Below are 24,168 nucleotides of genomic sequence, written 5' to 3' on the forward strand. Positions count from 1 at the left end.
ATGAGCCCGCCAGCCCTGACCATAGAAACACTTTCCGGCTCCGCGGCCAAATCCGCCCTGCCTGCCCTGGCGAAGTTAAGGACAGTGGTTTTCCGCGCCTTTCCTTATCTGTATGAGGGCGATGAAGCTTATGAGCGGACTTATCTCCGTACTTATCTAGAGGTCCCCGGCGCGGCGATCGTTTTGGCGAAAGATGAAGGGCAAATTGTTGGGGCCTCCACATGCCTGCCCCTCGCGGCCGAAACCCCGAATGTGCAGCAGCCTTTTCTCAATGCCCGGCTGGATATTTCCCGTATCTTATATTTCGGCGAAAGCGTGCTGCTGCCTGCCTATCGTGGGCGCGGCGTGGGTGTTGCCTTTTTTAAGGCCCGCGAAGCCCAGGCCGCCGGGTATGAGACCACCTGTTTCTGCGCCGTGCAGCGCCCCTCCAACCACAAGCTGCGCCCCAAAGATTACGTCCCTCTGGATGAATTTTGGCGCCGCCGTGGGTATCAACGGCACGATAACCTCGTCTGCTCAATGTCCTGGCGTGATATCGGTGAAGCCAGTGACACAACAAAGCATCTGACCTTCTGGACCAAAACGCTATGAAACTCGCCCTCGCCCCCTTCGGTGTTTCACCACCTTCCAGCTTTAAGGCTTTTCTGCTGCGGATCGAACGCTTGGCCGCCGAAGCCGCCTTGGCTGGCGCCGACCTGCTGGCCTTGCCGGAATATGCCGCAATGGTGTGCGCGGGCGCTGAGATCAAAGCCCCAGATATTGAGGCAGAACTGATTTATGCCGTTGATAAATCATCCGAGATTCTGACCGCCCTGGTGGAGATTGCCAAGCGCCACAAGCTCTACATACTGGGCGGTTCGCTGCCGATGCGGGATTCTGACGGCAAAATCCGCAACCGCGCGCCTTTTATCGCCCCTTCCGGTCAGCTTGAATTCCAGGACAAGCAGGCCATGACGCGCTTTGAGGAAGAGGAGTGGGGCATCGCAGGCGGGGCTGTGCCAAAAGTATTCGAGACGAAATTTGGGAGGATTGGCATTTCCATCTGCTATGATTCCGAGTTTCCCCTGCATGTCCGTCCGCAAGTGGCGGCGGGGGCGAAGCTGATTTTGGTGCCGTGCTGCACCGCGTCTCCTGCCGGGTTCAACCGCGTCCGATTTTCGGCCAGAGCCCGGGCTGTCGAGAATCAATGCTATACCGCCGTCATCCCGCTCATCGGCGAAGCGGACTGGTCAGGCTCCATCGATGTGAATGTCGGCCACGCCGCCTTGTTCACCCCTTGCGATGTCGGATTCCCGGATGACGGCGTGGCTGTTGCGGGTGCACTAAACGAGCCAAAACTTGTCTTTGCCAAGGTGGATTTCGAGTCTATCGACGGGGTCAGGCAGAATGGCGCGGTTCTGAATCATCGGGACTGGTCAACTGTTCCCCCTTCCCCCATCGTGCCCTTGGCATGACCAAAATCTTTATCATTGCCGGTGAAGCCAGCGGCGACGTGCTGGGCTTCCGGCTGATGCAAGCGCTACGCGCCAAGGCACCGGAGATCAGTTTCTCCGGTATTGGAGGCGCCCGCATGGCGGAGGCAGGGCTGACCTCATTATTTCCCATGCAGGAGCTTGCATTGATGGGGCTGGCGGAAATCCTTCCCAAAGTTCTGCATCTGAAACAACGACTTGCCCAGACCATCGAAGCCATCCGCACCGAGAAACCAGATATATTGCTCACCATTGACAGTCCCGGCTTCTGTCTGCGGGTGTTAAGGGCCATCGGTTCCAGCGGCCCAAAGCGTGTGCATTATGTTGCCCCACAAGTCTGGGCTTGGCGGCAAGAGCGAGTGAAGCATTTTCCCGGTTTGTGGGACAGGCTGCTCTGCCTGCTTCCCTTCGAACCGGATTTTTTTGCCCCGCATGGGCTGAACCCGGTTTTCACGGGCCACCCGGTGCTGGAATCCGGTGCCAATAAAGGCGACGCCGCGCGCTTTCGCGCCACCCATAATCTCGCACCGAACGCCATACCGCTGGTGCTGATGCCCGGTTCCCGCGTAACTGAAACCAAGCGTTTGCTGCCCGTGTTCAAGGAGACGCTGGCCAGGCTGCAACCGCAAATCCCGTCTTTGGTACCTGTTGTTGCGGCGGCGGCCGGCATTGCCGAGGCCGTTATCGCCCATACCGCGGACTGGCCGATGCAGCCTATTATCGTACGCGACGTGGCCGAGCGTTATGACGCCTTCTCCGCCGCTCATGCCGGGCTTACCAAATCCGGGACTTCAACGCTTGAACTGGCGATGGCGGGCGTGCCCATGGCCGTGACCTACAAGGTGAATCCCATCTCCGCCTTTCTGGGCCGGCGGCTGATTAAGGTGCCTTATGTGGCTATGATCAACCTGCTTGGCGGGCAAGCCCTGGTGCCGGAACTCCTTCAGGAAGACTGCCGGTCGGACAGGCTATCCGAAACACTTTTCGACCTGTTGAACGACCCGCCCATGGCTAACACCCAGCGCGCGGGCTTCGCCACCGCGTTGGCCAGCTTGCGCGCGCCCGAAGGGATGCCATCAGACGCGGCGGCACAGGCCATTCTTGAGCTTCTCTGACCATTTGAGATGGCAAACAAAACTTAAGGATTGTCTGGTTGATTCATAGCCAACTCGTAAATTCAAAGGGAATTGGTCCTGAGCCTTAACGCCATCAACTCCCCATCCTCCGCCGTCAAACAGGTACAGGGGCCTGCCCTCATACCATGGTTGGATGTGGCCTTTTGGTGAGCACCATGGCGATTTTCTTGATATTTTGTGCGGCGGCGGTGAGGAAGCATTGCCGATCAAGCCTCTGAACCTGACGTAGCAGTGGCCGAGAAGCTGCTTGGCATCGGCGAAGGATCGCTCGACTGTCTCTTTTCGCCGCTTATAGACTGCCTTGCCCCATGCGGTGAGGCGGTTGGCGTCGGTACGCTCGCGGGCGCCGCGCCAGACATAGCGGTTGATGCTGCGCTCGCACTTGGCGCTGGCCGTGCAGGAGCAGCTTCGGCAAATGGTGGGGTCTGATTTATAGTGGCGGTAGCCGTCACGATCCGTCGTGGCATAGGTCAGCACTTGGCCTTGCGGGCAAATATAGCCCTCCGGGTTGTCGTGATAGACAAAAACCTTGGGCCCCAGCATCCCCGGCTTGGGCGGGGTGGGACGGTGATAGCCGGTAACGCCTGGAATATTGCGGTCTTCCAGCCCCTTGGCGATGCCCGCGGTGGCATAGCCTGCATCCAGTCCCACGGCCTTCACATCAAAGTCAAAACGTTGACGCTGGCGATCAAGCCGGCCGAGATAGGCGATGCTGTCATGCACATTTGCCAGCGTGGTGTAGGTGTCGGTGATGATGGCGTGGCGCCCATCCTCCGTGCGATGATCGAGGTAGAAGAAGCCCGTGGGCTTGCCGTTGCGCATCATGTAGCCACTCTGCGGATCGGTGCGGGAGATTTTGGTCTCCTTCTCTTCGTGCTTGTGCTCCTTCGGTTTCAGCGGCGACTTGCCGTGTGCGGCGCGGTCAGCGTCAATCGCCGCGTCCAGATCATCCCAGTAACCGGTGCGGGATTTGGCAATCACCGCTTTGTCGTACCGGTTCTTGTTGGCGTTAGCCTTCAGATGCATGCTGTCGACAGCACCGTGCCATCCACCAGACCATGCGCGATGGCCTGCTCCACGATCCGGTCAAATACCGCATGCGCCACGGTGCTGTCCTGGTAGCGCCGCCGCCGGTTCTGGCTCAGCGTCGAGGCGTCAAATACCGCATCCGTCAGCCGCAGCCCCCCAGGCTTACGCCAGCGGCTTGTCAGCAGTCTGAGGGGGGGCTGAGCCCCCCTGCTGGAATTACTTATTAATGGCCAACGCCGCCTGCATGGCCGCAACAGCCGAGAGATTGATAAGGCCGCGCGCCGTGGTGCTGGGCACGGCGATATGCAGCGGCTTCTCCAACCCCATCAACATCGGCCCAACCGTCACCGCTTCACCCGTGGCTTTCACCAGGTTGTATGCGATATTGGCGGAATCGATATTGGGGAAAATCAGTAGATTGGCTTTGCCTCTGAGCGTGGAGTCCGGCAATGCGTGCTGGCGGATCTGCTCGGCCAACGCAGCATCCGCGTGCATTTCCCCATCCACCTCAAGCTCCGGGTTCTGTGCGCGAATCAGATTCAACGCCCCGCGCATCTTCTTCGCCGATGGCGAGTTGGATGCGCCGAAATTCGAGTGTGATAACAGCGCCACCTTCGGCGTCATGCCGAAATGCTTCACCGTCTCCGCCGCCATCAGCGTCATTTCGGCGATTTCCTCGCAAGTCGGGTCCACATTCACATGCGTATCGCAGAAAAACAGCGGCCCGGCCTGCAAAATCAGCGCCGTCATCGCATAAACGCGCCCGGAGGTGGATTTACGTGGCACAATCGGCAGCGCGTACTGAAACTGCTTCCACCAATCTCCGGTACCGCCGCACACGGCGGCGTCCGCTTCGCCCTGCTCCATGAGCATCGCCGCAGTCACGGTAGGACGGCGGCGCAACTGGCGGGAGGCCGCATCTGGCGGCACGCCGCGCCGCCCCACACGCTTAGAATAAGCCGAAATCAGCCGCTCATAGAGTGCCTTGTCACGCTCCAAATCCGCGATCTGCACATCCACCCCTGGCCGCAGCCGCAAGCCTAGAGCCTGGATCTTGGCCGTCACCGCCTCAGTGTCACCTACGAGAATCGGCTTCGCCATACCGTCATCAACAACGCTCTGCACCGCGCGTAACGTCCGCTCATCCTCACCCTCGGAATAAACAATGCGTGGCTTGGCCTTGCGCGCAACCTCGATAACAGGCCGCAGCAACTGACCGGACTGGAACACAAAACGTTCCAGCTCGTGCATATAGGCTTCGAAATCCGCGATCGGCTTACGGGCAACGCCTTCATCCATCGCCGCCTGCGCCACGGCGGGCGCCACATGCAGAATCAAACGCGGGTCAAAGGGCTTGGGGATGATATATTCAGGCCCGAAAGTTGGCGCCTGCCCGCCATAGGCGGCGGCCACCACGTCCGAGGCCTCAACATGCGCCAGCTCGGCAATGGCCCGCACGGCGGCCAGTTTCATCCCCTCGGTAATCGCCGTGGCTCGCACATCCAGCGCGCCACGGAAAATAAAGGGGAAGCAGAGGACGTTATTCACCTGATTCGGAAAGTCCGATCGGCCGGTGGCCATAATCGCATCTGGGCGCTCGCGCTTGACAACGTCGGGCATGATTTCGGGCTCAGGATTTGCCAGTGCCAGAATCAACGGATTCTGGGCGAACAGGGGCAGCCATTCCTCTTTTAGCACGCGCGGCGCGGAGAGGCCTAGGAAGATATCTGCCCCCGGCAGCACATCCCGCAGGGTGCGGGCATTGGTCTCGCGGGCCACGTCCACCAGGGTTGAATCGAGATTCGGACGGCCTTTATAAACAACACCTTCCTTATCGGTCATGGTGATGTTTTCCGGGTTGGCCCCGAGCGCCTTCAGAATATTCACGCAGGACAAGGCCGCCGCACCGGCGCCGGAGGTGACAATCTTCACCTCCTCGATCTTCTTGTTCAGCACGACCAACGTGTTCAGCACTGCGGCGCCCACAATAATGGCGGTACCGTGCTGGTCGTCATGGAAAACGGGGATGTTCATCTTCTCGCGCAGAATCTTCTCGATCTTGAAGCATTCCGGCGCCTTGATGTCCTCTAGATTGATGCCGCCGAAGCTCGGCTCCAGCCGGGCCACGGTTTCGATGAATTTATCCGGGTCCTGCTCGTTCACCTCGATATCAAAGGAATCGATCCCAGCGAACTTCTTGAACAGGACCGACTTGCCTTCCATTACCGGCTTGCCTGCCAGCGCGCCGATATTGCCCAGCCCCAGCACCGCCGTGCCGTTGGTGATAACCGCGACGAGATTGGCGCGGGAGGTCAGGTCAAACGACGCATCAGGGTCGTTCTTAATCGCCTCACAGGCAGCGGCAACACCTGGGGAATAAGCCAGCGCCAGATCGCGCGAGGTTTCCATGCGCTTGGTCGCGACAATCGCCAATTTTCCTGGTCGGGGTGAGCGGTGATATTCCAGCGCCGCTTTGCGTAAACCCTCATCCATGGCTCAAACACCCTTCAGAAATCAAAGACCTGCAGGTTCAATGGCGCATGGCGCACGGAGAGGCAACATGCCCCGCCATGTGATTTTAGAAAATCAGTTTTTCAGAGAAAGTTTGGTGCGGTCGAGAAGACTCGAACTTCCACGAGGTTTCCCCCACAAGCACCTCAAGCTTGCGCGTCTACCATTCCGCCACGACCGCATCGAGGCGGAGCAGCCTATAGACTATGAACCCGGAGCCTGCAACAGGGGGAGGCATGATGAAAAACGCTTTAACCTGGGAAATTTCGCATGGCCTGACAGATTATGAGGCCGCCCTGACCCGGATGCAGGCCCAAGTGGCCGCAATCCGGGCTGAATACGCCCAGGAGATAGTCTGGCTCGTCGAGCATCCGCCTCTTTATACAGAAGGCACCTCCGCCAAACTGGAGGACCTTCAGGACCCGATGCGCTTTCCCACTTTCAAAGCTGGGCGCGGCGGGCAATGGACCTATCACGGCCCCGGCCAGCGCGTGGCCTATGTGATGCTGAACCTCTCCCATTCGCATGGCAGCGTCCCCGCTCGGGATGTGCGCTGCTATGTGGCCGGGCTCGAACGATGGGTCATCGAGACATTGCGGGACTTCGACATCAAGGGTGAGATCCGCGAGGGGCGGGTTGGCATCTGGGTCGTCCGGCCGGATGGGCGGGAGGAAAAAATCGGCGCCATTGGCGTCCGGGTCTCGCACTGGGTCACCTGGCACGGCCTGTCTTTGAACGTGGCGCCGGATCTGTCCCACTTCACCGGTATCGTGCCCTGCGGCATTGCCGAGCATGGCGTGACCAGCCTGCACGCGCTTGGCGTTAAAGTCAGCATGGCAGACGTGGACGCCGCCCTGCAGCGCAACTGGGGCAAGGTTTTTGGATGACGCCTCCCGCTATTTCCGGTCCGTCACCAGACTGGAAACAAGCGGACAGACGCCAATATGAACAGCATGAAACTTTCCGTGCTCGACCAATCACCGATCCGCAACAACGCCTCGCCGGACCAGTCAATCCGCGAGAGCATCGCCCTGGCGCAGGCTTGCGAGGGGTTTGGATATCACCGTTACTGGCTCTCTGAGCACCATAATTCCGGCTCTGTCGCGGGGTCCGCACCGGAAGTGCTGGCCGCCGCCATCGCCGCCAGCACGAGCCGCATCCGCGTGGGAGCGGCGGGGATCATGCTGCCACATTATGCCTCGCTGAAGATAGCGGAGCAGTTCCGGGTTCTGGAAGCCATCGCCCCGGGGCGGATTGATCTTGGACTGGGGCGAGCGCCTGGGTCAGATGGTCGCACAGCTTTGGCGCTGAACCCCAACGCTCGCACGGCAGCGGATATGTTCCCCTCCCAGGTTCGGGATGTCATGGCGTGGGTCTCGGGCTCACCTTTGCCGGTAGACCATCCATTCCGCACCCTCATCGCTGAGCCGCGGGGCCCTCATGCGCCGGAAATCTGGATTCTTGGCAGCTCCAATTACGGCGCGCAACTCGCCGCCTGGTTTGGCCTGCCTTATGCCTTTGCTTATTTCTTCTCAGACGGCGCGGGCGCTGCCGAGGCCCTGCATGCCTACCACTCGCAATTCCGCCAGCCCGCGCCCGAAGAAGTCCAGAAACGCGCCGCCGTCACCGTGTTTGCCCTGGCCTGCGAAACAGAGGGCGAGGCAAAATATTGGGCCAAATCACGCGGCGCCTTCTGGGCCATGCGCAATCGCGGTCAATATATCCCACTCCCCTCACCGGACGAAGCCGAGCAGTTCGACTTCACGGAAGTTGAAAAAGCGCAGATGATGCTTTCCCTGCAACGCAACTTTATTGGTACGGCGCCGCAGGTCGCGGACAGGCTACGCGCACTGGCGCAAGAGCTGCAACTCGACGAAATCGCCATCACCACCGCGACATACGATCCTGCCGTGCGCACAAAATCATACGAACTGCTGGCAAAAGAGTTGGACCTCGGCTGACGATTTATTACAGAAAGAAACGTTTTCTAAAAATGACGTTGTCTTGTTAGTTTTGCAACAATTACTAGAACATCTGACTGCATCAAACGCGACAGATATCAGAATTTTGAATTAAACTTGCCTTACCTAAACCAGAACTTAATGTTCATACTAAATTCAATAACATCAAGATCAAGCTTCATGATTTCATGAATACAGACGGATCAAAAAATCCTTTTTCTTAATAATTCTTTGCTCCTTTCAGATAAGGGATGTTGATAAGGATAAAGACCATATTGAAGGCGTTATTAAAAATCCCTTAGGCGACATGAAAGACTCTTAAAAGAAAGACTAATCTTGCTCAAGCAAAAAATTGGCGGCGCTTTGTTTACGCCGCCAATTTCCATTAAGGCATCAGTACTTTATTGATCACCTGAATTACGCCATTAGACTGAATAACATCCGCGATGGTGATATGCGCGATATCTCCCTTGCCGTCCGTCACATTCAACCCGCCGGACGGATCGTTTGTAAAAGTCAGCATTTTCCCTTCAATCGTCTTGAGCTGGGCTTTGCCGCCATCCTGTTCAATCATGTTCTCAATATCTGCTTCCGTATACCGCCCGGCCACGACATGATAGGTGAGAATCTTCACCAACTCGGCCTTATTTTCGGGCTTCAGCAACGTCTGCACCGTGCCCGCAGGCAACGCGGCGAACGCCTCGTTGGTCGGCGCGAACACCGTGAACGGTCCTGGTCCTTCTAACGTTTTCACCAAACCCGCCGCCTTGACCGCCTCCACCAGAGTGGTGTGATCCTTCGAGTTCAAAGCATTTTGAATAATATTCCGGTTTGGATACATCGCCGCCCCGCCAACCATCGGGTCCGAGGACATGGACATGTTTTGCGCCATCGCCATCGCCGGCAACGCGACGAGACTGGACAGCAACAACGCCACTCTGATTTTCTTTGGAAACATCTGCTCACTCCCTAACTTCCAGGACCTTGTGAGACCTTGGATATTAAAGAGTACGCAAACCGCATCACCTCGGATTTTTAAAAGATACGGTTTTTCTAAAATTTTTTGTTACACGCAGGAAAGACGCGCCTTAGCCCGCTAATTTATCAAGTGCGCGCTGCAATATTTCCGCCGCCGCCAGCTTGTCCACAATCTCGGCACGGCGCGCCCGGCTCACCCCAGCTGAGATCAGCCGCTCATGCGTCTCGGCCGTGGAGTAACTTTCATCCACCATCGCCACCGGCAGGCCCGTGGCATCGCTGATGCCGTGCGCCCAGTCCCGCGTCGCCTGGGCACGCGGCCCAAGCTTTTGCCTGTCATCCAAAGGCAGGCCAACAATCAGCCCCCCAACCCCTTCCCGCTTGATAATGGCCGCCAACTCGGCGGCGTTCTGTTTCATCTTGGCGCGGGCGAGCGTGGTGTAAGGGCTGGCCACGCTCCGGTTCACATCAGAGAGCGCCACCCCGATCCGCTTAGAACCAGGGTCCACCCCTAATAGCCGTGTGCCGGGGGCCAGGAGGGGCAAAAATTCTAGCAGGTTGTAGAGCGCCATGCCCGCCTGTATGGTCCGGCCGGATTTTTTAGCCAAGGGATTTTGGTATGTCGCTGGACGCCGCAACGGTACGCCGGATTGCGAAACTGGCCCGTATAAGGGTGAATGAGGAGGAGGTTTCAACCCTCCAGAACGAGCTGAACGCCATTTTGGGCTATGTGGAACAGCTTGGCGAGGTTAACGTGGAGGGTGTGGAACCGCTCTCCGGTGGCGCGCAAATGGCGCTACGCCAACGTGAGGACAAGCTCACCGACGGAGATATGGCGGAAAAAATTCTGGCCAACGCGCCTGACCGCATCGAGAACTTCTTTGCCGTACCGAAAGTGGTGGAATGAGCATTTTTGACTACACAATCGCCAGTGCCGCCAAGGCGCTGAAAGCGAAAGAGATTTCGGCTGTGGAACTGACCACGGCCTATAACAAGGCGGTGGCTGAGCTGAATCCACGCCTGAACGCCTTTATCACCACCACGCCGGATCTGGCGCTGGAGCAAGCCAAGGCGGCGGATGCTCGTATTGCAGATGGCAGCGCCACCCCGCTCACCGGCATTCCCATCGCCATGAAGGATCTGTTCTGCACCGAGGGGGTGCGCACCACGGCGGCCAGCAAAATTCTGGAGCCCTTCATCCCGCCTTATGAGAGCACGGTCTCAGGCAAGCTGAAGGCAGCGGGCGCGGTGATGCTGGGCAAGGCCAATCTGGACGAGTTCGCCATGGGCTCAGCCAACATCACCTCCGGCTATGGTTCGGTTGAGAATCCCTGGAAGCGCCAGGGGGAGGTCGCCAAGCTGGTGCCGGGCGGATCCTCCGGCGGATCCGCCGCCGCCGTGGCCGCCCGCATGGCCCTGGCTGCCACGGGCACGGACACTGGCGGTTCCATCCGCCAGCCGGCCGCCTTCACCGGTCTCGCGGGCATCAAACCCACCTATGGGCGCTGCTCGCGCTGGGGCGTGGTGGCCTTCGCCTCCTCGCTGGACCAGCCCGGGCCGATGGCCCGCAATGTGGAAGACAACGCCCTGCTGCTGAACGCCATGGCGGGGTTTGATGAGAAAGACTCCACCTCCGCCGAACGCGCCGTACCGGACTTCACCACCGCCCTGAACCGTGGCGTGAAGGGTCTGAAAATCGGCATTCCCGCCGAGTACCGGCTGGAAGGCACCAACCCTGAAATCCTGGCACTGTGGGACAAGGGCATTGAATGGCTGAAAGCCCAGGGCGCCGAGATTGTCGACATCTCCCTCCCCCACACCAAATACGGCCTGCCGGTATACTATATCGTCGCCCCGGCGGAGGCGTCCTCCAACCTCGCCCGCTATGATGGCGTGCGCTTCGGTAAGCGTGTCGATGGCGAGGACCTCATCGACCTTTATGAGCGCACCCGCGCCGAAGGGTTCGGAGCCGAAGTGAAACGCCGCATTATGATCGGCACCTATGTGCTGAGCCATGGCTACTACGACGCCTATTACCTCAAGGCCCAGAAGGTGCGGAACCTGATCCTGAAGGATTTCACCAACGCCTTTGGGCAGGTGGACGCCATACTCACCCCCACCGCCCCCTCCGCCGCCTTCGGACTTGACGAAAAGATGAACGATCCGGTGACGATGTACCTGAACGACGTGTTCACCGTGCCCGCCTCGCTGGCCGGTGTACCCGCGATGAGCGTTCCCGCCGGGCTTTCCGCCGAAGGGTTGCCGCTTGGCCTGCAGATCATCGGGAAGCATTTTGACGAAGAAACGGTGTTCGCGGTCTCCGCCGCCATCGAAAGCGCGGCGGGCTTCTCAGCCCTGCCTGAAGTGCGAGCGAAATAATGGCTTATTCTCTGGAAGGGCGCACCGGCGCCTGGGAAGTCGTGGTCGGGCTGGAAGTTCATGCCCAGGTGATTTCTGAATCCAAACTCTTCTCCGGCGCCTCCGCCACTTATGGCGGCGCGCCCAACGCGCATGTGTCGTTCATCGATGCCGGTTTCCCAGGTATGTTGCCCGTCATCAACAAAGAATGCGTGGCCCAGGCCGTACGCACCGGCCTTGGCCTGCGCGCGCAGATCAATCTGTTTTCCCGCTTCGACCGTAAGAATTATTTCTACGCGGATCTACCGCAGGGTTATCAGATTAGCCAGTTCGCGCACCCAATCGTCGGCAAAGGCAATGTCGAGATCGAACTGCAAGACGGCACGATCAAGCATATCGGCATCACCCGCCTGCATCTGGAGCAGGATGCCGGCAAGTCGATGCACGACCAGCACCCGAGCAAATCTGTCATCGATCTCAACCGCGCGGGGGTGGGACTGATGGAAATTGTCTCAGAGCCGGATATCCGCTCGCCCGAGGAAGCCGGGGCGTATTTGCGCAAAATCCGCCAGATCGTGCGCTATCTCGGCACCTGCGACGGTAACATGGAGGAAGGCTCCATGCGCGCGGACGTGAATGTCTCGGTCCGCAAGCCGGGCGAGGAATTCCGTACGCGCTGCGAGATCAAGAACGTCAACTCCATCCGCTTCGTCATGCACGCGGTGGAGGCCGAAGCGCTGCGCCAGATCGAGGTGTGGGAATCTGGCGGCGAGGTTGTGCAGGAAACCCGCCTCTACGACCCCTCCAAGGGCGAAACGCGCTCCATGCGCTCCAAGGAGGACGCACATGATTACCGCTACTTCCCTGAGCCGGATCTGCTGCCGCTGCTTCTGGAGCAGTCATGGGTGGACGAGCTGAAAGCCAAGCTGCCCGAACTGCCGGACGAAAAGCGCGCCCGCTTCTGCCGGGAATACGGCATTCCCTTCTACGATGCTGGCGTGCTGGTTGCGGAGCAGGCCACGGCAGATTTCTACGAAACACTGGCCAAGGGCCGGGACGGCAAGCTCGCCGCCAACTGGGTCACTGGCGATTTCTTTGCCGCCATGAACCGCACAGGTAAGAACATCGAGAACCCGCCCGTCACGGTTGAGGCGCTGGGCCAGCTTCTGGATCTCCTAGCCGACAAGACCATCAATGGCCGCATCGCCAAGGATGTGTTCGAGGAAATGGTGGAAACCGGCAAGATGCCCGCCGCCATCGTCGAGGAAAAGGGCCTAAAGCAGGTGACCGATACCGGCGCCATCGATGCTGCGGTCGCCAAGGTGCTGGCTGATAACGCCGATAAGGTGGCTGAATACAAGTCTGGCAAGGACAAGCTGTTCGGCTTCTTCGTCGGTCAGGTGATGAAGGCCATGCAAGGCAAGGGCAACCCGGCCTTGGTGAACGAGGCCGTGAAGACACAGCTCGGCTAATTCCCACATACCAGCCCCGCGCCGTTACAAAGCGGGGGTTGATAAGGATCAAACCCCGCCCTTAAGGCGGGGTTTATTTGTTCGCCATGATGAAAGAGTTGCCCCTCTCCAAGGTCTATCAATTCATTGAACCCGGACCGGTGGTGTTGCTCACCACGCAGGTGCCAGGGACAAAACCGAATGTCATGACAATGTCATGGCTTATGATGCTGGAGTTTGAACCACCGCTCATCGCCTGCGTTGTGGCTGAGGGCAATTACAGCTTCGCGGCGCTGCAGAAACAGCATAAATGCGTCATCGCCGTGCCGCCCGCGAATCTAGCCAAGATCGTCACCGATATCGGCAACTGCACGGGCGGGGATACGGATAAGTTCGGCAGTTTCGACCTCACCCCCCTGCCCGCCTCGCAGGTTGAAGCTCCGCTGATTGGCGAGGCGATCGTCAATCTGGAGTGCAGGGTCAAAGACTCGCAAATGGTGAAAGCGTACAATCTCTTCGTGCTGGAATGTGTGAAGGCCTGGGAGACCCCGAAGCTCAAGGACGCCCCCATGCTTCACCATCACGGCTATGGGCATTTCTCAGTGGATGGCGAGCGCATACACATTAAATCCAAGATGCGCTAACCAGCCCGCTCCGGCTTCCAAAAAGCCTGAGCCGTTCTACGCAACGCCGGGGAATTGCGGAATCAACCCGCTCGCCTCGGCCATCGCCCGGCTCTCGGCAATCGACTTGCTTACCATCAGCGCCGCTGCCAATGCCTGCTTACCGGCCAGCCCATCCACTGCCACCTTCGCGCCATCCAGGCAGGAGGCAAAAAACGCGTAATGCTCGGCAGAGAGCGCATCATGGTCCTGCCAGCCAGCCTGCTCGATCCCGAATTCCGGAAAGCCCGGCACCTTGGTACCAATGCCCCGCCCCACCAGCGTCAGCTTCCGGGCTGAGAAATCCACTGTCAGATAGCCGGTCTGCGAGAAAATCCTCATTTTCCGCTCGGTTTTAAGCGAGATCCGGCTGGCGGTGATCGTCGCCACCGCACCGGAGGCAAAGCGGATTCGCGCATTGGCGATGTCATCAAAGGTGCTCGCCACGGGCGCACCCACCGCGTCCACGCTCACCACCTCCGAGTCGGCCAGCGTCAGGATCAAATCGAGGTCATGGATCATCAAATCCAGAATCACTGAAACATCCGTTCCGCGCGGCTTGAACGGGGCGATTCTCAGCGCCTCGATATAAAGCGCGCGCCCCATGCGCTGGCTCACCGCCCCATGCGCGGCGGAAAAACGCTCCAAATGCCCAACTTGCAACACAACCCCGGCCGCTTGCGCCAAGGTAATCAGCTCATCCGCCTGGTCCAGCGTCGCGGCAATGGGTTTTTCCACCAGCACATGCTTGCCCGCCTTCAGGGCACGGGCAGCGTGTTCATAATGGAACTCAGCCGGGGCCGCGATAATGACCGCCTCCGCTTCCATCAAAATTTCGTCAACGGTCTTTACCGGACAGCCTGCTTCCCAGGCGACTTCCTTGGCGCGGGCAGGGTTTGGGTCCGCCAGCCCTATGAACTTCGCGCGGGTTGCCCCCGCCAGTTTCAAAGCATGGTAACGGCCAAAATGGCCCGCCCCAATCAGCCCAACCTGCAAACGCTTGCTCATGTCTTTGGTGCTCTATTCCGCTCCGGGGTTGCACGCAACGCTCCGCCCCTTCATACGGCAAGCGGTTTGGCATTTTTCGGAGCCCGCGTTGCTTTATTTCAGCCGTGCGAAGACATTCGGTATCCTGCTCGTCTGCGCGTTGGGGGTGCTGCTCAGTCTGCCCAATCTTTGGGCCAGACCGGGCTGGCTGCCCGGCTTTGTTCCCTGGAACCAGGTGCATCTGGGCCTTGACCTGAAAGGCGGCTCCTACCTGCTGCTGCAGATCGACACCAAGGCGATCGAGAAACAGGACCTCAACTCGCTGGTCGGCCAGGCCCGGCAGACACTGATCAAGGCGGGGCTGGGCTATAAGGACCTGCATGCGGACCTCGCCAAGAGGCAGGTGCTGCTCACCCCGCTGGACGGTCAGACCGCGCAGGCACTGAAAACGCTGAAGGACCTCATCACCTATCTGCCGAACTCGCCCACCCCCAGCCTCGCCGTGATACGGCAGCCGGATGGCAGCATCGCGCTTTCCATCCCCGCCCAGGCCCAAACCGCGCGCGATACCCAGGCGGTGCAGCAGGCCATCACCATCATTCAGCGCCGTATTGACGGCTCAGGTGTGCTCAACCCCATCATCCAGCGCCAGGGCAGCAACCAAATCGTGGTCCAACTGCCCGGTATCTCAGACCCTGGGCGGGTGAAGAAACTGATTGGCACCACCGCGCACATGACCTTCCAGATGGTCGATAGTCACGCTGTGCCCGGCCAGCCAGCCCCGCTGGGCGATGAATGGCTGCCTATGTCCAACAACCCCCAGCAGAAGCTCGCAGTGCAGACTGAAGTAGCCGTTGATGGCGCCAGCCTGACCAACGCCCAGGCCAGCACAGACCCGCAAACCGGGCAATGGGTGGTGAATTTCACCCTCAACGCCGTCGGCGCGCGGGAATTCGCCGACACCACCGCCGCGAATGTCGGCAAGCTGTTCGCGATTGTGCTGGACGGTAAGATCATCGAGGCGCCGGTGATCCGCGAGCCGATTACCGGCGGTTCCGGTCAGATTTCGGGCAATTTCACGGCCCAGTCCGCGACCGACCTCGCGCTGCTGCTTCGTGCCGGCGCCCTGCCCGCGCCCTTGAACATCGAGGAAGAGCAGAGCGTCGGTCCCCAGCTGGGTGCGGATGCCATCCGCGCGGGCGCTATCTCGCTCGCTGTCGGCTTCGTGCTGGTGCTGTTCTTTATGGCGCTGTTTTATGGGCTATTTGGCTGGTTCGCGAATATCGCGCTAGTTGCCAACCTGATCATCATGCTCGCCATTCTGTCAGTCATGGGGGCCACGCTCACCCTGCCGGGTATGGCGGGTATTCTACTGACCCTCGGCATGGCAGTAGATGCGAACATCCTGATCAATGAGCGCGTGCGAGAGGAGGTAAAGAACGGCCGCAAGCCGCTCGCCGCCCTGGAGGCCGGTTATAAACGGGCTTACGGCACCATCATCGACTCCAACGTGACCACGCTGCTGGCCCATATCACGCTGTTTATCTTCGGCTCGCCGCCGGTGCGCGGCTTTGCTGTGACCATCTGCGCCGGCATCATTACCACCATGTTCACCGCTACGGTGGTTGTGCGTCTCATCACTTCGCGCTGGTACGCCGCGCGCCGTCCCGCTGCTCTGCCCGTCTAGGACCCGCCCCATGTTCACCAAACCGGCTTTCCGCTTTGTCCCGGACGGGACCAGAATTCGCTTCATGAATGGCCGCTTCGCCGGGCTTATCACCTCGGCAGTGCTGTCTTTCGCGTCTGTCGTGCTGTTCTTCCATCCGGGCCTGAATATGGGGCTGGATTTCAAAGGCGGCGTGGTGTTGCAAGTTCAGACCCCGCAAAAGGCCGATTTCCCGGCCCTGCGCGGCGCGTTGGCCAGCGCCGGGTTGAGCGACGCCGCACTCCAATCCGTCGGCAAGAAAGGCGATCAGGTACTGATCAGCCTGGAAAGCCGCGACAATGCTAGCGCCACCCAAACCGCCATTGATGAGGTGCAAACGGCCCTCAACAAAGCCGCGCCAGGGTCGAAGATCCTCTCCACCCAAGCGGTCGGCGCGTCGGTCTCCAACCAGCTTTTCTTGCAAGGGCTGGAGGCGTTGGGCCTCTCCTTCGTGATGATCCTGATCTATATCTGGTTCCGGTTTGAGTGGCAGTTCGCCGTCGGCGCCGTGGCGACGCTGGTTCTGGACACCACCAAAACCATCGGCTTCATGGTCATCACACGCATCCCGTTCGACCTGGTGACCATCGCGGCGATTCTAACTATCATCGGCTATTCCACCAACGACAAGGTAGTGGTCTATGACCGGGTCCGCGAAAATCTCCGCAAATATAAAACCATGAAACTCCGCGAGCTGATCGACATTTCAATCAACGAAACGCTGAACCGTACTCTTGGCACCAGCGGCACGGTGTTCCTGGCGGCTCTGCCTCTGGCCTTGTTTGGCGGTTCGGCACTTTCAGGCTTCGCCTGGATCATGCTGTTTGGCATCGTGGTGGGAACTTCCTCCTCTATCTTCATCGCCGCTCCAATTTTGCTATTTCTGGGCGAACACCGGCTGCGTCGCTCCGCGTCCTTGCCTAAAAAAAATGTTAACTAACTGATAAAAAACTTTTTTAGTCGCGCCTTCAGAAAAAAACTGTTACACGAGGCTGTGATAATTTTACACAAGCCTCGGTAATTTAGACGATGCTCATAAAGGCGCCTGCTTCCCAGTCTGCCGATACGCTTCGCCTGCACTACCAGCCCGTTATCCGTTTGCGGGATGGCGCCTTGAGTCATGCCGAGGTTTTGGCCCGAGGCATCGCGCCAGATGGCGCTTTGCGAGGCCAGCAATGGCTCATTGAGGCCATGGATAAGCCTGACCTCGCCCTCAGCATGACCAGAACGATCATGGAGCAGGCGTTGAGTGAGTATCAGGCACTCAACCTATCCGTGTTTGGCGTGCCAGTCGCCTTCAACCTGCCGCTCAGTGTGCTGGTCCACCCTGAAACATGGGGCCTGATCGAAAAACTCCGCGCTCAATATTGTCTCGCAGCGTGTTTACTGCGGTTTGAATTAACCGAGACCCAACCAGTGCATGACCTTCATTTGACCACCGCGCGCATCCAAGATCTGCGTGAGGCGGGCTATCTTCTGGCTTTAGATGATGTGATACCCGACACGCCGTTTCTGGACGCGCTCATGGCGGGACCGATCAGCGCCGTTAAGCTGGACCGTTCAGTTGTCATTGATGAACACCCAGAGGCGCAGGTCTTTATCGGCCAAGTCAGCAGAAACGCGGCTCTCAATGGGCTAGACGTTGTGGCTGAAGGTATAGAAACAAACGCGCAACTCCAGCGAATGCAAGGTCAGGGTGTCACTCATGGACAAGGATTTCTGCTATCCCGCCCCATGACGGCGCCAGCGCTTGCCGCCCACCTCGCAGCGCGCTGATCAGACTGACGCTTCACCCGCGCTAAGCCCAAAACGGCGTTTTGCGTCCTCCTGCATACGGCTCACACGTTCGCGCCAGCTTTCATGCTTCACCGCCAGAGCGGTCAACGCAATATTGTCCGGGTGATCCTGGTTTTCCGGTGAAAGCTCCCGCACCGTGCCTTCGGCCTTTAGCTTCAGCAAATGCGCCAGCACATTGCGTTGCGCCGCCGCCTTCAAAAACAAATCTGCTTTGGCATATAAATCCGCCGCTAGAGCCGCCACGCTCCACTCCCGCCCCGCCAGCGCCATCAGCACCGCACGCTCACGTTTTTGCCGGTGAGCCAGCAACGCCGCCGTCAGAATTCGCGGCTCTGACAACATCGGACCGTGTCCCGGCAAAAAAAGATCATCCTCCCGTTCCAGCAAAAGCGACAATGAGCGGTAATAATCCCCCATATCCCCATCAGGCGGGCTGACAATTGAGGATGACCAAGACATCACATGGTCGCCACTAAACAGAAGTCGTTCGCCCGCCTGCCCCTTGAAGGCAAAGCAAAGATGATCCGTCGCGTGGCCTGGCGTATGAACAGCCGTGAACCCGCTCACCTTACCCCCATCAGAGAGCTTGATATCCGGCACAAATCCCAGATTGACGGATACTTCATAAACAGCCACCGGCGCCCTGGTGGCCTTGGCCAAGGCGGGGACTGCACCGCAATGGTCGGTATGCGTATGCGTCAACAAAATCACACTCAACTCCCTGCCGGCGATGGCGACAAGCAGATCAGCCACATGCGCCGTATCATCCGGCCCTGGATCAATAACAGCCAAACCGTCCGCTGTTTCCACAAGATAGCTGTTGGTGCCGTGATAGGTCATTACCCCTGGATTGGCCGCAACAACGCGTTGAATGCCCGGCAACACATCCAGGCAAATATGGCGCGGCGGCTCAGGCTCGGTCAAAAATCCCATGTTTACATTATGCCGTTAAGCAGGCGCAAAGAGCAAATGCGCCCAGCCTCACCCGTAAGTGTACGCCACCCACAGTACGCCAAACACCACCACCATGCACACAATTCCCAAAATCACCGGCACGGCCACGGTATGCGGCGGCTCGCGGCTCAACCCATGGGGCGCATGCGGACCAGAATCGCCATTTTTTTCTGAAAAATTCTTTATATTCATTCTGTTGGACCTCCATCTTAAGATGGCATGCGAGCGCTTTTAGCCAGCGCCAAGATCACTCCTCCTTTGCCTAAATTATGCGCTTCAAGCCCCTTTCAAGGCAACAAAAACCGCGCGTGCTTCAGGGGGCTGGGTGTACTTGCACGCACGACTGGGCCATCTATCCGGCATGGCACCGCCGCAAGACCCTGATTCCACCCTGCGCGCCACGCTGCGCCGCCATAAGCTTTTTGCCTCGTCACTGCTGGTACTCATGGCCGGGTTGACGGTTGGCAGCTATTGGCTTTCGCCCTCTGGCTGGGCGTCTCTGCTGCATGATGCCGCCAAGGCTGGCTTTATTGGCGGCGTGGCCGACTGGTTCGCCGTAACCGCCTTGTTCCGCCACCCGCTCGGCCTGCCAATTCCGCACACCGCCATTCTGCCCGCGCAGAAGCAACGTTTGGGGGACGCGCTGGGCCGGTTTGTCGCCAATCATGTGTTCACAGAGGCGGATATTAAGCGCCTACTCGGCAATCTGGACACCGCCGCCATTTTGCGCCGCTTCCTGTCTGACCCAGCCGCCGCCCGCCCGCTGGCCGAAGCCCTGGCCGGTATGTTGCCCAAACTGCTCTCCACCATTGAGGACGGCCGCGCCCGGCGGCTACTCAACCGGCTGCTGCCAAAACTCATCGGCGGGCGCGCCGCTGGGGTAGTGGTGGCCCGCGCCTTGGCCGGGCTGGTGGAAGGTGGCAAGCACCAGGAAATGTTCTCCTTCATCCTCACGCAGATCAAGGAGACACTGGCCGCGCGGGAAGAAAGCCTGCGCGATGCAATAAAAGAGCGCGTGACCGAGCACGGCGGCAAACTGGTGGGGTGGGCCGTGGGGGCAACCATCGCCAAGCGCGTATTGTCCGCCGTGAACAACGAACTGGATAAAATCAGCCCAGATTCTTCTGAAATCCGCGATGCCTTCGATGAATGGATCCGCGTCGAGATCGCCAAGCTGGAAACCGACTCTGAACGCGCGGCGGAGCTCGGCCAAGCGCTGAAGGGCGTGATGGCGCATGAAACCGTACAAGCTTGGATCTGGGATGTTTGGGCCCGTATGCGCCGCGCGCTGGAGATGGACGCCGCCAACCCGCATGGCCGCTCAGTCGCGGTGATTGAGGCCGCACTCGGCAACCTGTCCGAGGTTCTGGCGCGGGATGAGGTCGCGCAGGCGCGGCTTAACGGTGCTGTGCAGGGCATGGTGCTGCGCGTTCTACCTAGCGCACAGGCGGAAGGGGCTAAGTTTATCGGCCGAGTCATCGGCTCCTGGGAAGCCCAGACCCTAACCGAAAAACTCGAACTGCGTGTGGGCAAGGACCTACAATATATCCGCGTCAACGGCACGCTGGTCGGGTTTTTGCTCGGAGCGGTTTTGAACCTCATTTTCCGTTTCGCGCCCCTGCACCATTAAACCTTGTCTGACCTTCACGCCCGCGTCACGATCTGAAACAGCAAATTAACCATCCCGCCTTGGATGCGCCGTACGGGTGGTTTATGGTGCCAAACATGAAATCTCTGCTTGCATCCTCTCTTCTTGCCCTTGTTCCCGCTGCTGCCATGGCCGCCGGCCCTGTCGCGCTTGGCCCAAATGGCGGCAAATACGGAGACTGGACCGCCGCCACCTATGGCGGCGGCAATGCTAAGGTCTGTTATGCGTTTACCACCGTGCAAAGCTCTAAGCCCGCCATTCAATCCCGCGGCAAGGTGATGCTCACGGTGAGCGAGCGCAAAGGCTCGCAGAACGAAGTGTCGATCACGTCAGGCTATGACTATCCGAAGGACGCCAATGTAAAGCTGACCGTCGGATCCCAGGACTTTGATTTCTATACGCAAAAGAATATCGCGTTTACCACTTCGGGCGAAGGCGCCGTGGCCGCCTTCAAAGCGGGAAATTTTGCCATTGTCACCGGCCCAGCGCCGAAGGATAAGCTCACAGTTACCGACAAATTCTCTCTCTCTGGCTTCACCGCAGCTTACAAGGCTATCTCCGACGCATGTCACTAACCACCAATCTCACCGCCGCTGAGCACGAGCGTATTCTGGCCAAGGCGGCGCATTTCTCGCCGCCGCCTTACATTATGCCCGATGGGCGGCGGGATCTGGTCGGGCTATCGCGCGAGGAGTTGGCGGCTGAGGTTGAAGCCTTTGGCGAAAAACCCTTCCGCGCCAAGCAACTTTGGCACTGGATCTATCACCAGGGCGTGCGGGAGTTCCCGGCAATGTCCAACATCGCCAAGCCCTTGCAGGAGAAGCTGGCGGAACGTTTCGTCATTGGCCGCCCGGAGGTGGCGACCGACCAACTCTCTAAGGACGAGACGCGCAAATTCTTATTCCGCTTCCGCGACCATGAAGCGGTGGAAACCGTTTACATCCCGGACCGCCAGGAGGATCGCGGCGCGGTATGCCTATCCTCCCAAGTAGGTTGCACCCTCTCCTGCCGTTTCTGCCATACTGGCACTCAACGCTTGGCGCGCAACCTCTCGGCGGCGGAAATCGTCGGCCAGTTCATGGCAGCACGTGATGCCTATGGCGAATGGCCCAGCCCCAAGGGTGAAACGCCGCGCTTGCTCTCCACCATCGTGCTGATGGGCATGGGAGAGCCGCTTTATAATTACGAAAACGTCGCCAAAGCCATGAAGATCATCATGGATGGTGAGGGCATTGCCCTCTCCCGGCGGCGCATCACACTTTCCACCTCCGGCGTGGTGCCGATGATGGACCGCGCGGGCGCGGAGCTGGGCGTAAATCTCGCCATCTCCCTTCATGCCGTACGGGACGATTTGCGTGACGAGTTGGTGCCGCTGAACCGCAAATACCCGATCAAGGACCTCATCGCCTCCTGCCACCGCTATCCCGGGGCATCCAACGCGAGGCGCATCACTTTCGAGTATATCATGCTGAAGGGGCTGAATGATTCCGAGGCCGATGCGCGGGAGTTGGTACGCCTCATCGCGGGCCTGCCCGCCAAGGTGAACCTCATCCCCTTCAACCCCTGGCCCGGCTCATCCTACGAGCCTTCAACACCCGAGGCGCTGAAGAAATTCGCCGCTATCGTGATGAAAGCGGGCTATGCCTCGCCCATCCGCACCCCGCGCGGGCAGGATATCCTAGCCGCCTGTGGGCAGCTTAAGAGCGCGCTGGAACAGGAAGCGGCTGAGTAAACGCCCCTTGGCAAGCTGCTCCGTAACATTAGCTTACCCGCAGAAAAACCTCATTTTCGCTTGAACATGGCCATCGTCGACCTGACATCTCGGGTCCGAAGATGGCCAATCCAGTGAAGGAGGTGCGGAAAATGGGTGTTTACCTGATCAGCGGCGGTGCAAAAGGCATTGGGGCGGACACAGCTGCCCGGTTGCTGCAGGATGGCCACCGTGTGGTCGTGGCTGATAAGGTCAAACCGGACAACACCAAGGCCCGCGCCGTCATCTGCGACGTTGCCGACCCCGCCCAGGTCGCCAGCCTGATGACCGGCATTGAAACAATCGAGGAGCGCCTGGACGGCATTGTCTGCAATGCCGGCTTCATGATTCGCAAATCTATTGAGGATCTGACGCCGGAGGAGTGGAACAGTGTGGTGGCCACCAACCTCACCAGCACCTTTCTGTTGGTGCGCGCGGGAGCGAAGATGCTGCGAGCCGCCCACGGGGCGGTCGTCACCATCTCCTCCACCCGTGCGCATATGTCTGAACCCGACACGGAATCCTACGCAGCCTCCAAAGGCGGGCTTCTCGCCCTGACCCATGCCCTTGCCGTGAGTCTGGGGCCGGAGATCCGGGTGAATTGCATCTCCCCGGGCTGGATCGATACCTGCCACTATCCCATCCGCCCGGAAGACCATGCTCAACATCCGGTCGGGCGGGTCGGTAAAACCCAGGATATCGCGGATCTGGCCGCTTATCTGCTCAGCCCCAAAGCCGGTTTCATCACCGGTGCGGAAATTATCGCCGACGGCGGCATGACCCGGAAGATGATCTACGAGGAATAAGAGGACAGAGACAGCTTGACATCAGACTGAGTTTAGATATATCTATTTGTATCTAAATACAGAAAGAGAAAGTTTATCCTCATCATGAGATCCAAACATCACTTCAAATCCATGTTTTCCGAAGGTCCCTGCCAAAACCGCCGCTTCATGCGGATGGAACGCGGCATAGGAAGGCGCGGCGGCAGGCGGTTGCTGGAGCAAGGCAATCTGCGCGTGCTGGTGCTGCATTTGATCAACGAAGCGCCGCGACACGGTTATGAGTTGATCAAAGCCATAGAGGACCTGACCGGCGGGGTTTATGCGCCCAGCCCCGGCGTTATCTACCCCACCTTAACCATGCTCGAAGAGTTGAGCCAGCTCTCTGCCACCACCGAAGGCACCAAGCGCCTGTTCAGCATCACCGATGCCGGAAAAGCCGCGTTGGAAGAAGCCAAGCCGGTCCTCGAAGCCATGCTGGCGCGACTGGCCATGGCTCCCTCCAGCGACGCCATGATGCCGGTTGAGCGCGCGGTGGAAAATCTCAAGACGGTGCTGCGCATGAAGCTCAGCAACCGCGCCGACGACCCCGAGGCCATGCGTAAAGCCGCGGATATGATCGACGAACTCGTCCGCAAAATCGAGGAGATTTGATCATGACTGAACAAACTCCCACACCCCAGAAAGGAAATTGGAGCGTGAATGCAACCGCCATCATCGCCACTGAGTCAGCCCGGCGTTATCTTGGCCAGTTTGTCAGCCATTTCGCCCATAAGCTCCCCGCCGCGCGCGAAGCTGACAACAGCCAGGGCGAGGTCAGCTTTGCCACCGGCCTCTGCACGCTGGATGCGGACGCGCAAAAGCTGTCCATCATCGTGAATGCCGGCAGCGTGGAAGACCTCACACGGCTAAAAGACGTGGTGGACCGGCATTTGCTGCGGTTTGCCTTCCGCGAGGACCTGCAGATCAACTGGCGGTAAGGCGTTT

24 protein-coding genes, 1 tRNA gene and 1 pseudogene are annotated in these 24,168 nt (G+C 59.1%); 18 read left to right on the forward strand and 8 right to left on the reverse strand.

Annotated features, from left to right (window positions below):
* Genes BUB54_RS03210 through lpxB form a run of 3 tightly spaced genes read left to right on the forward strand, consistent with a single transcriptional unit; the run spans position 1 to position 2,587 of the window.
* Positions 1-591 carry a GNAT family N-acetyltransferase gene (locus BUB54_RS03210; protein WP_048880091.1) on the forward strand — a complete coding sequence of 197 codons (591 nt, stop codon included), beginning with the start codon at positions 1-3 and terminating at the stop codon, positions 589-591.
* Positions 588-1,454, forward strand: coding sequence for a carbon-nitrogen hydrolase family protein (locus BUB54_RS03215; protein WP_048880092.1), 867 nt, complete (start codon positions 588-590; stop codon positions 1,452-1,454). Before BUB54_RS03210 ends, BUB54_RS03215 begins: the two co-directional genes overlap by 4 nt.
* Positions 1,451-2,587, forward strand: coding sequence for a lipid-A-disaccharide synthase (lpxB, locus tag BUB54_RS03220; RefSeq protein WP_048880093.1), 1,137 nt, complete (start codon positions 1,451-1,453; stop codon positions 2,585-2,587). The genes BUB54_RS03215 and lpxB overlap by 4 nt, the downstream gene beginning before the upstream one ends.
* Before the next feature lie 139 nt (positions 2,588-2,726).
* Here lpxB and BUB54_RS19875 read toward each other — a convergent pair.
* From BUB54_RS19875 to BUB54_RS03240, 3 genes and pseudogenes are all read right to left on the reverse strand, one after another.
* Positions 2,727-3,789 (reverse strand): annotated as a pseudogene (locus BUB54_RS19875) (IS1182 family transposase); the annotation flags it as partial.
* A gap of 64 nt (positions 3,790-3,853) precedes the next feature.
* Complete coding sequence (locus BUB54_RS03235; RefSeq protein ID WP_048880169.1) at positions 3,854-6,130, reverse strand: NADP-dependent malic enzyme; 2,277 nt, start codon at positions 6,128-6,130, stop codon at positions 3,854-3,856.
* Positions 6,131-6,243: 113 nt separating this feature from the next.
* Positions 6,244-6,329, reverse strand: a tRNA-Leu gene (locus BUB54_RS03240).
* A gap of 55 nt (positions 6,330-6,384) precedes the next feature.
* On the opposite strand from BUB54_RS03240, the gene lipB reads away from it, so the two are divergent.
* The gene (gene lipB / locus BUB54_RS03245) at positions 6,385-7,035 is read left to right on the forward strand and encodes a lipoyl(octanoyl) transferase LipB (RefSeq protein ID WP_139284771.1); all 651 of its coding nucleotides are present in this window, start codon (positions 6,385-6,387) and stop codon (positions 7,033-7,035) included.
* A gap of 66 nt (positions 7,036-7,101) precedes the next feature.
* The gene (locus BUB54_RS03250; RefSeq protein WP_048880172.1) at positions 7,102-8,109 is read left to right on the forward strand and encodes an LLM class flavin-dependent oxidoreductase; all 1,008 of its coding nucleotides are present in this window, start codon (positions 7,102-7,104) and stop codon (positions 8,107-8,109) included.
* Positions 8,110-8,494: 385 nt separating this feature from the next.
* Here the strand turns inward: BUB54_RS03250 and BUB54_RS03255 are convergent, their stop codons facing one another.
* Both BUB54_RS03255 and ruvX read right to left on the reverse strand, forming a co-directional pair.
* Positions 8,495-9,067 carry a fasciclin domain-containing protein gene (locus BUB54_RS03255; RefSeq protein WP_048880167.1) on the reverse strand — a complete coding sequence of 191 codons (573 nt, stop codon included), beginning with the start codon at positions 9,065-9,067 and terminating at the stop codon, positions 8,495-8,497.
* Between the two features lie 130 nt (positions 9,068-9,197).
* Positions 9,198-9,659 carry a Holliday junction resolvase RuvX gene (gene ruvX / locus BUB54_RS03260; protein WP_048880166.1) on the reverse strand — a complete coding sequence of 154 codons (462 nt, stop codon included), beginning with the start codon at positions 9,657-9,659 and terminating at the stop codon, positions 9,198-9,200.
* A 47-nt stretch (positions 9,660-9,706) separates the two neighbouring features.
* Here ruvX and gatC point away from each other — a divergent pair, with 47 nt between their 5' ends.
* The 4 genes from gatC (at position 9,707) to BUB54_RS03280 (ending at position 13,540) form a co-directional block, all read left to right on the forward strand.
* The gene (gene gatC, locus BUB54_RS03265; protein ID WP_048880165.1) at positions 9,707-9,994 is read left to right on the forward strand and encodes an Asp-tRNA(Asn)/Glu-tRNA(Gln) amidotransferase subunit GatC; all 288 of its coding nucleotides are present in this window, start codon (positions 9,707-9,709) and stop codon (positions 9,992-9,994) included.
* Complete coding sequence (gene gatA / locus BUB54_RS03270) at positions 9,991-11,466, forward strand: Asp-tRNA(Asn)/Glu-tRNA(Gln) amidotransferase subunit GatA (RefSeq protein ID WP_048880164.1); 1,476 nt, start codon at positions 9,991-9,993, stop codon at positions 11,464-11,466. The genes gatC and gatA overlap by 4 nt, the downstream gene beginning before the upstream one ends.
* On the forward strand, positions 11,466-12,917 hold the full coding sequence (gatB, locus tag BUB54_RS03275; RefSeq protein ID WP_048880163.1) for an Asp-tRNA(Asn)/Glu-tRNA(Gln) amidotransferase subunit GatB: 1,452 nt from the start codon (positions 11,466-11,468) through the stop codon (positions 12,915-12,917). The genes gatA and gatB overlap by 1 nt, the downstream gene beginning before the upstream one ends.
* Before the next feature lie 86 nt (positions 12,918-13,003).
* Positions 13,004-13,540 (forward strand): flavin reductase family protein, encoded by a 537-nt coding sequence (locus BUB54_RS03280; RefSeq protein ID WP_199444743.1) that lies wholly within the window; start codon positions 13,004-13,006, stop codon positions 13,538-13,540.
* Positions 13,541-13,576: 36 nt separating this feature from the next.
* Here the strand turns inward: BUB54_RS03280 and BUB54_RS03285 are convergent, their stop codons facing one another.
* Positions 13,577-14,566, reverse strand: a complete 990-nt coding sequence (locus tag BUB54_RS03285) for a Gfo/Idh/MocA family protein (protein WP_048880162.1) — start codon at positions 14,564-14,566, stop codon at positions 13,577-13,579.
* A gap of 88 nt (positions 14,567-14,654) precedes the next feature.
* On the opposite strand from BUB54_RS03285, the gene secD reads away from it, so the two are divergent.
* The 3 genes from secD (at position 14,655) to BUB54_RS03300 (ending at position 18,026) form a co-directional block, all read left to right on the forward strand.
* Entirely contained in the window at positions 14,655-16,232 is a 1,578-nt protein-coding gene (gene secD, locus BUB54_RS03290; protein WP_048880170.1) for a protein translocase subunit SecD, read from the forward strand.
* Between the two features lie 10 nt (positions 16,233-16,242).
* Positions 16,243-17,190 (forward strand): protein translocase subunit SecF, encoded by a 948-nt coding sequence (gene secF / locus BUB54_RS03295; protein WP_048880161.1) that lies wholly within the window; start codon positions 16,243-16,245, stop codon positions 17,188-17,190.
* A gap of 89 nt (positions 17,191-17,279) precedes the next feature.
* Positions 17,280-18,026 carry an EAL domain-containing protein gene (locus BUB54_RS03300; RefSeq protein WP_048880160.1) on the forward strand — a complete coding sequence of 249 codons (747 nt, stop codon included), beginning with the start codon at positions 17,280-17,282 and terminating at the stop codon, positions 18,024-18,026.
* Here BUB54_RS03300 and BUB54_RS03305 read toward each other — a convergent pair whose 3' ends face one another.
* Together BUB54_RS03305 and BUB54_RS20665 are read right to left on the reverse strand one after the other, a co-directional pair.
* A complete protein-coding gene (locus BUB54_RS03305; RefSeq protein WP_048880159.1) occupies positions 18,027-18,980 on the reverse strand; it encodes an MBL fold metallo-hydrolase in 954 nt (317 codons plus the stop codon). It abuts the gene before it with no gap.
* 48 nt (positions 18,981-19,028) lie between these two features.
* On the reverse strand, positions 19,029-19,193 hold the full coding sequence (locus BUB54_RS20665; protein ID WP_158320154.1) for a hypothetical protein: 165 nt from the start codon (positions 19,191-19,193) through the stop codon (positions 19,029-19,031).
* Positions 19,194-19,332: 139 nt separating this feature from the next.
* Between BUB54_RS20665 and BUB54_RS03310 the strand changes: the two genes are divergently transcribed.
* The 6 genes from BUB54_RS03310 to BUB54_RS03335 all read left to right on the forward strand — a co-directional run bounded on the left by BUB54_RS03310 (position 19,333) and on the right by BUB54_RS03335 (position 24,161).
* Positions 19,333-20,631, forward strand: a complete 1,299-nt coding sequence (locus tag BUB54_RS03310) for a DUF445 domain-containing protein (RefSeq protein ID WP_241869457.1) — start codon at positions 19,333-19,335, stop codon at positions 20,629-20,631.
* A gap of 95 nt (positions 20,632-20,726) precedes the next feature.
* Entirely contained in the window at positions 20,727-21,224 is a 498-nt protein-coding gene (locus tag BUB54_RS03315; protein WP_139284772.1) for an invasion associated locus B family protein, read from the forward strand.
* Complete coding sequence (gene rlmN, locus BUB54_RS03320; protein WP_048880156.1) at positions 21,215-22,381, forward strand: 23S rRNA (adenine(2503)-C(2))-methyltransferase RlmN; 1,167 nt, start codon at positions 21,215-21,217, stop codon at positions 22,379-22,381. Before BUB54_RS03315 ends, rlmN begins: the two co-directional genes overlap by 10 nt.
* Before the next feature lie 131 nt (positions 22,382-22,512).
* Entirely contained in the window at positions 22,513-23,205 is a 693-nt protein-coding gene (locus tag BUB54_RS03325) for an SDR family oxidoreductase (protein ID WP_048880155.1), read from the forward strand.
* 147 nt (positions 23,206-23,352) lie between these two features.
* Positions 23,353-23,835, forward strand: a complete 483-nt coding sequence (locus BUB54_RS03330; protein WP_217652426.1) for a PadR family transcriptional regulator — start codon at positions 23,353-23,355, stop codon at positions 23,833-23,835.
* Positions 23,836-23,837: 2 nt separating this feature from the next.
* Positions 23,838-24,161, forward strand: a complete 324-nt coding sequence (locus tag BUB54_RS03335) for a DUF2218 domain-containing protein (RefSeq protein WP_048880153.1) — start codon at positions 23,838-23,840, stop codon at positions 24,159-24,161.
* The last annotated feature ends 7 nt before the right edge of the window (positions 24,162-24,168 follow it).

Source organism: Acidocella aminolytica 101 = DSM 11237, from assembly GCF_900129125.1.
Taxonomy (GTDB): Bacteria; Pseudomonadota; Alphaproteobacteria; order Acetobacterales; family Acetobacteraceae; genus Acidocella; species Acidocella aminolytica.

Coding starts and splice junctions, on each gene's coding strand:
- BUB54_RS03210 (WP_048880091.1), top strand. CDS start 1: ATGAGCCCGCCAGCCCTGACCATAGAAACACTTTCCGGCTCCGCGGCC.
- BUB54_RS03215 (WP_048880092.1), top strand. CDS start 588: ATGAAACTCGCCCTCGCCCCCTTCGGTGTTTCACCACCTTCCAGCTTT.
- lpxB (WP_048880093.1), top strand. CDS start 1,451: ATGACCAAAATCTTTATCATTGCCGGTGAAGCCAGCGGCGACGTGCTG.
- BUB54_RS03235 (WP_048880169.1), bottom strand. CDS start 6,130: ATGGATGAGGGTTTACGCAAAGCGGCGCTGGAATATCACCGCTCACCC.
- lipB (WP_139284771.1), top strand. CDS start 6,385: ATGATGAAAAACGCTTTAACCTGGGAAATTTCGCATGGCCTGACAGAT.
- BUB54_RS03250 (WP_048880172.1), top strand. CDS start 7,102: ATGAAACTTTCCGTGCTCGACCAATCACCGATCCGCAACAACGCCTCG.
- BUB54_RS03255 (WP_048880167.1), bottom strand. CDS start 9,067: ATGTTTCCAAAGAAAATCAGAGTGGCGTTGTTGCTGTCCAGTCTCGTC.
- ruvX (WP_048880166.1), bottom strand. CDS start 9,659: ATGGCGCTCTACAACCTGCTAGAATTTTTGCCCCTCCTGGCCCCCGGC.
- gatC (WP_048880165.1), top strand. CDS start 9,707: ATGTCGCTGGACGCCGCAACGGTACGCCGGATTGCGAAACTGGCCCGT.
- gatA (WP_048880164.1), top strand. CDS start 9,991: ATGAGCATTTTTGACTACACAATCGCCAGTGCCGCCAAGGCGCTGAAA.
- gatB (WP_048880163.1), top strand. CDS start 11,466: ATGGCTTATTCTCTGGAAGGGCGCACCGGCGCCTGGGAAGTCGTGGTC.
- BUB54_RS03280 (WP_199444743.1), top strand. CDS start 13,004: ATGATGAAAGAGTTGCCCCTCTCCAAGGTCTATCAATTCATTGAACCC.
- BUB54_RS03285 (WP_048880162.1), bottom strand. CDS start 14,566: ATGAGCAAGCGTTTGCAGGTTGGGCTGATTGGGGCGGGCCATTTTGGC.
- secF (WP_048880161.1), top strand. CDS start 16,243: ATGTTCACCAAACCGGCTTTCCGCTTTGTCCCGGACGGGACCAGAATT.
- BUB54_RS03300 (WP_048880160.1), top strand. CDS start 17,280: ATGCTCATAAAGGCGCCTGCTTCCCAGTCTGCCGATACGCTTCGCCTG.
- BUB54_RS03305 (WP_048880159.1), bottom strand. CDS start 18,980: ATGGGATTTTTGACCGAGCCTGAGCCGCCGCGCCATATTTGCCTGGAT.
- BUB54_RS20665 (WP_158320154.1), bottom strand. CDS start 19,193: ATGAATATAAAGAATTTTTCAGAAAAAAATGGCGATTCTGGTCCGCAT.
- BUB54_RS03315 (WP_139284772.1), top strand. CDS start 20,727: ATGAAATCTCTGCTTGCATCCTCTCTTCTTGCCCTTGTTCCCGCTGCT.
- rlmN (WP_048880156.1), top strand. CDS start 21,215: ATGTCACTAACCACCAATCTCACCGCCGCTGAGCACGAGCGTATTCTG.
- BUB54_RS03325 (WP_048880155.1), top strand. CDS start 22,513: ATGGGTGTTTACCTGATCAGCGGCGGTGCAAAAGGCATTGGGGCGGAC.
- BUB54_RS03330 (WP_217652426.1), top strand. CDS start 23,353: ATGCGGATGGAACGCGGCATAGGAAGGCGCGGCGGCAGGCGGTTGCTG.
- BUB54_RS03335 (WP_048880153.1), top strand. CDS start 23,838: ATGACTGAACAAACTCCCACACCCCAGAAAGGAAATTGGAGCGTGAAT.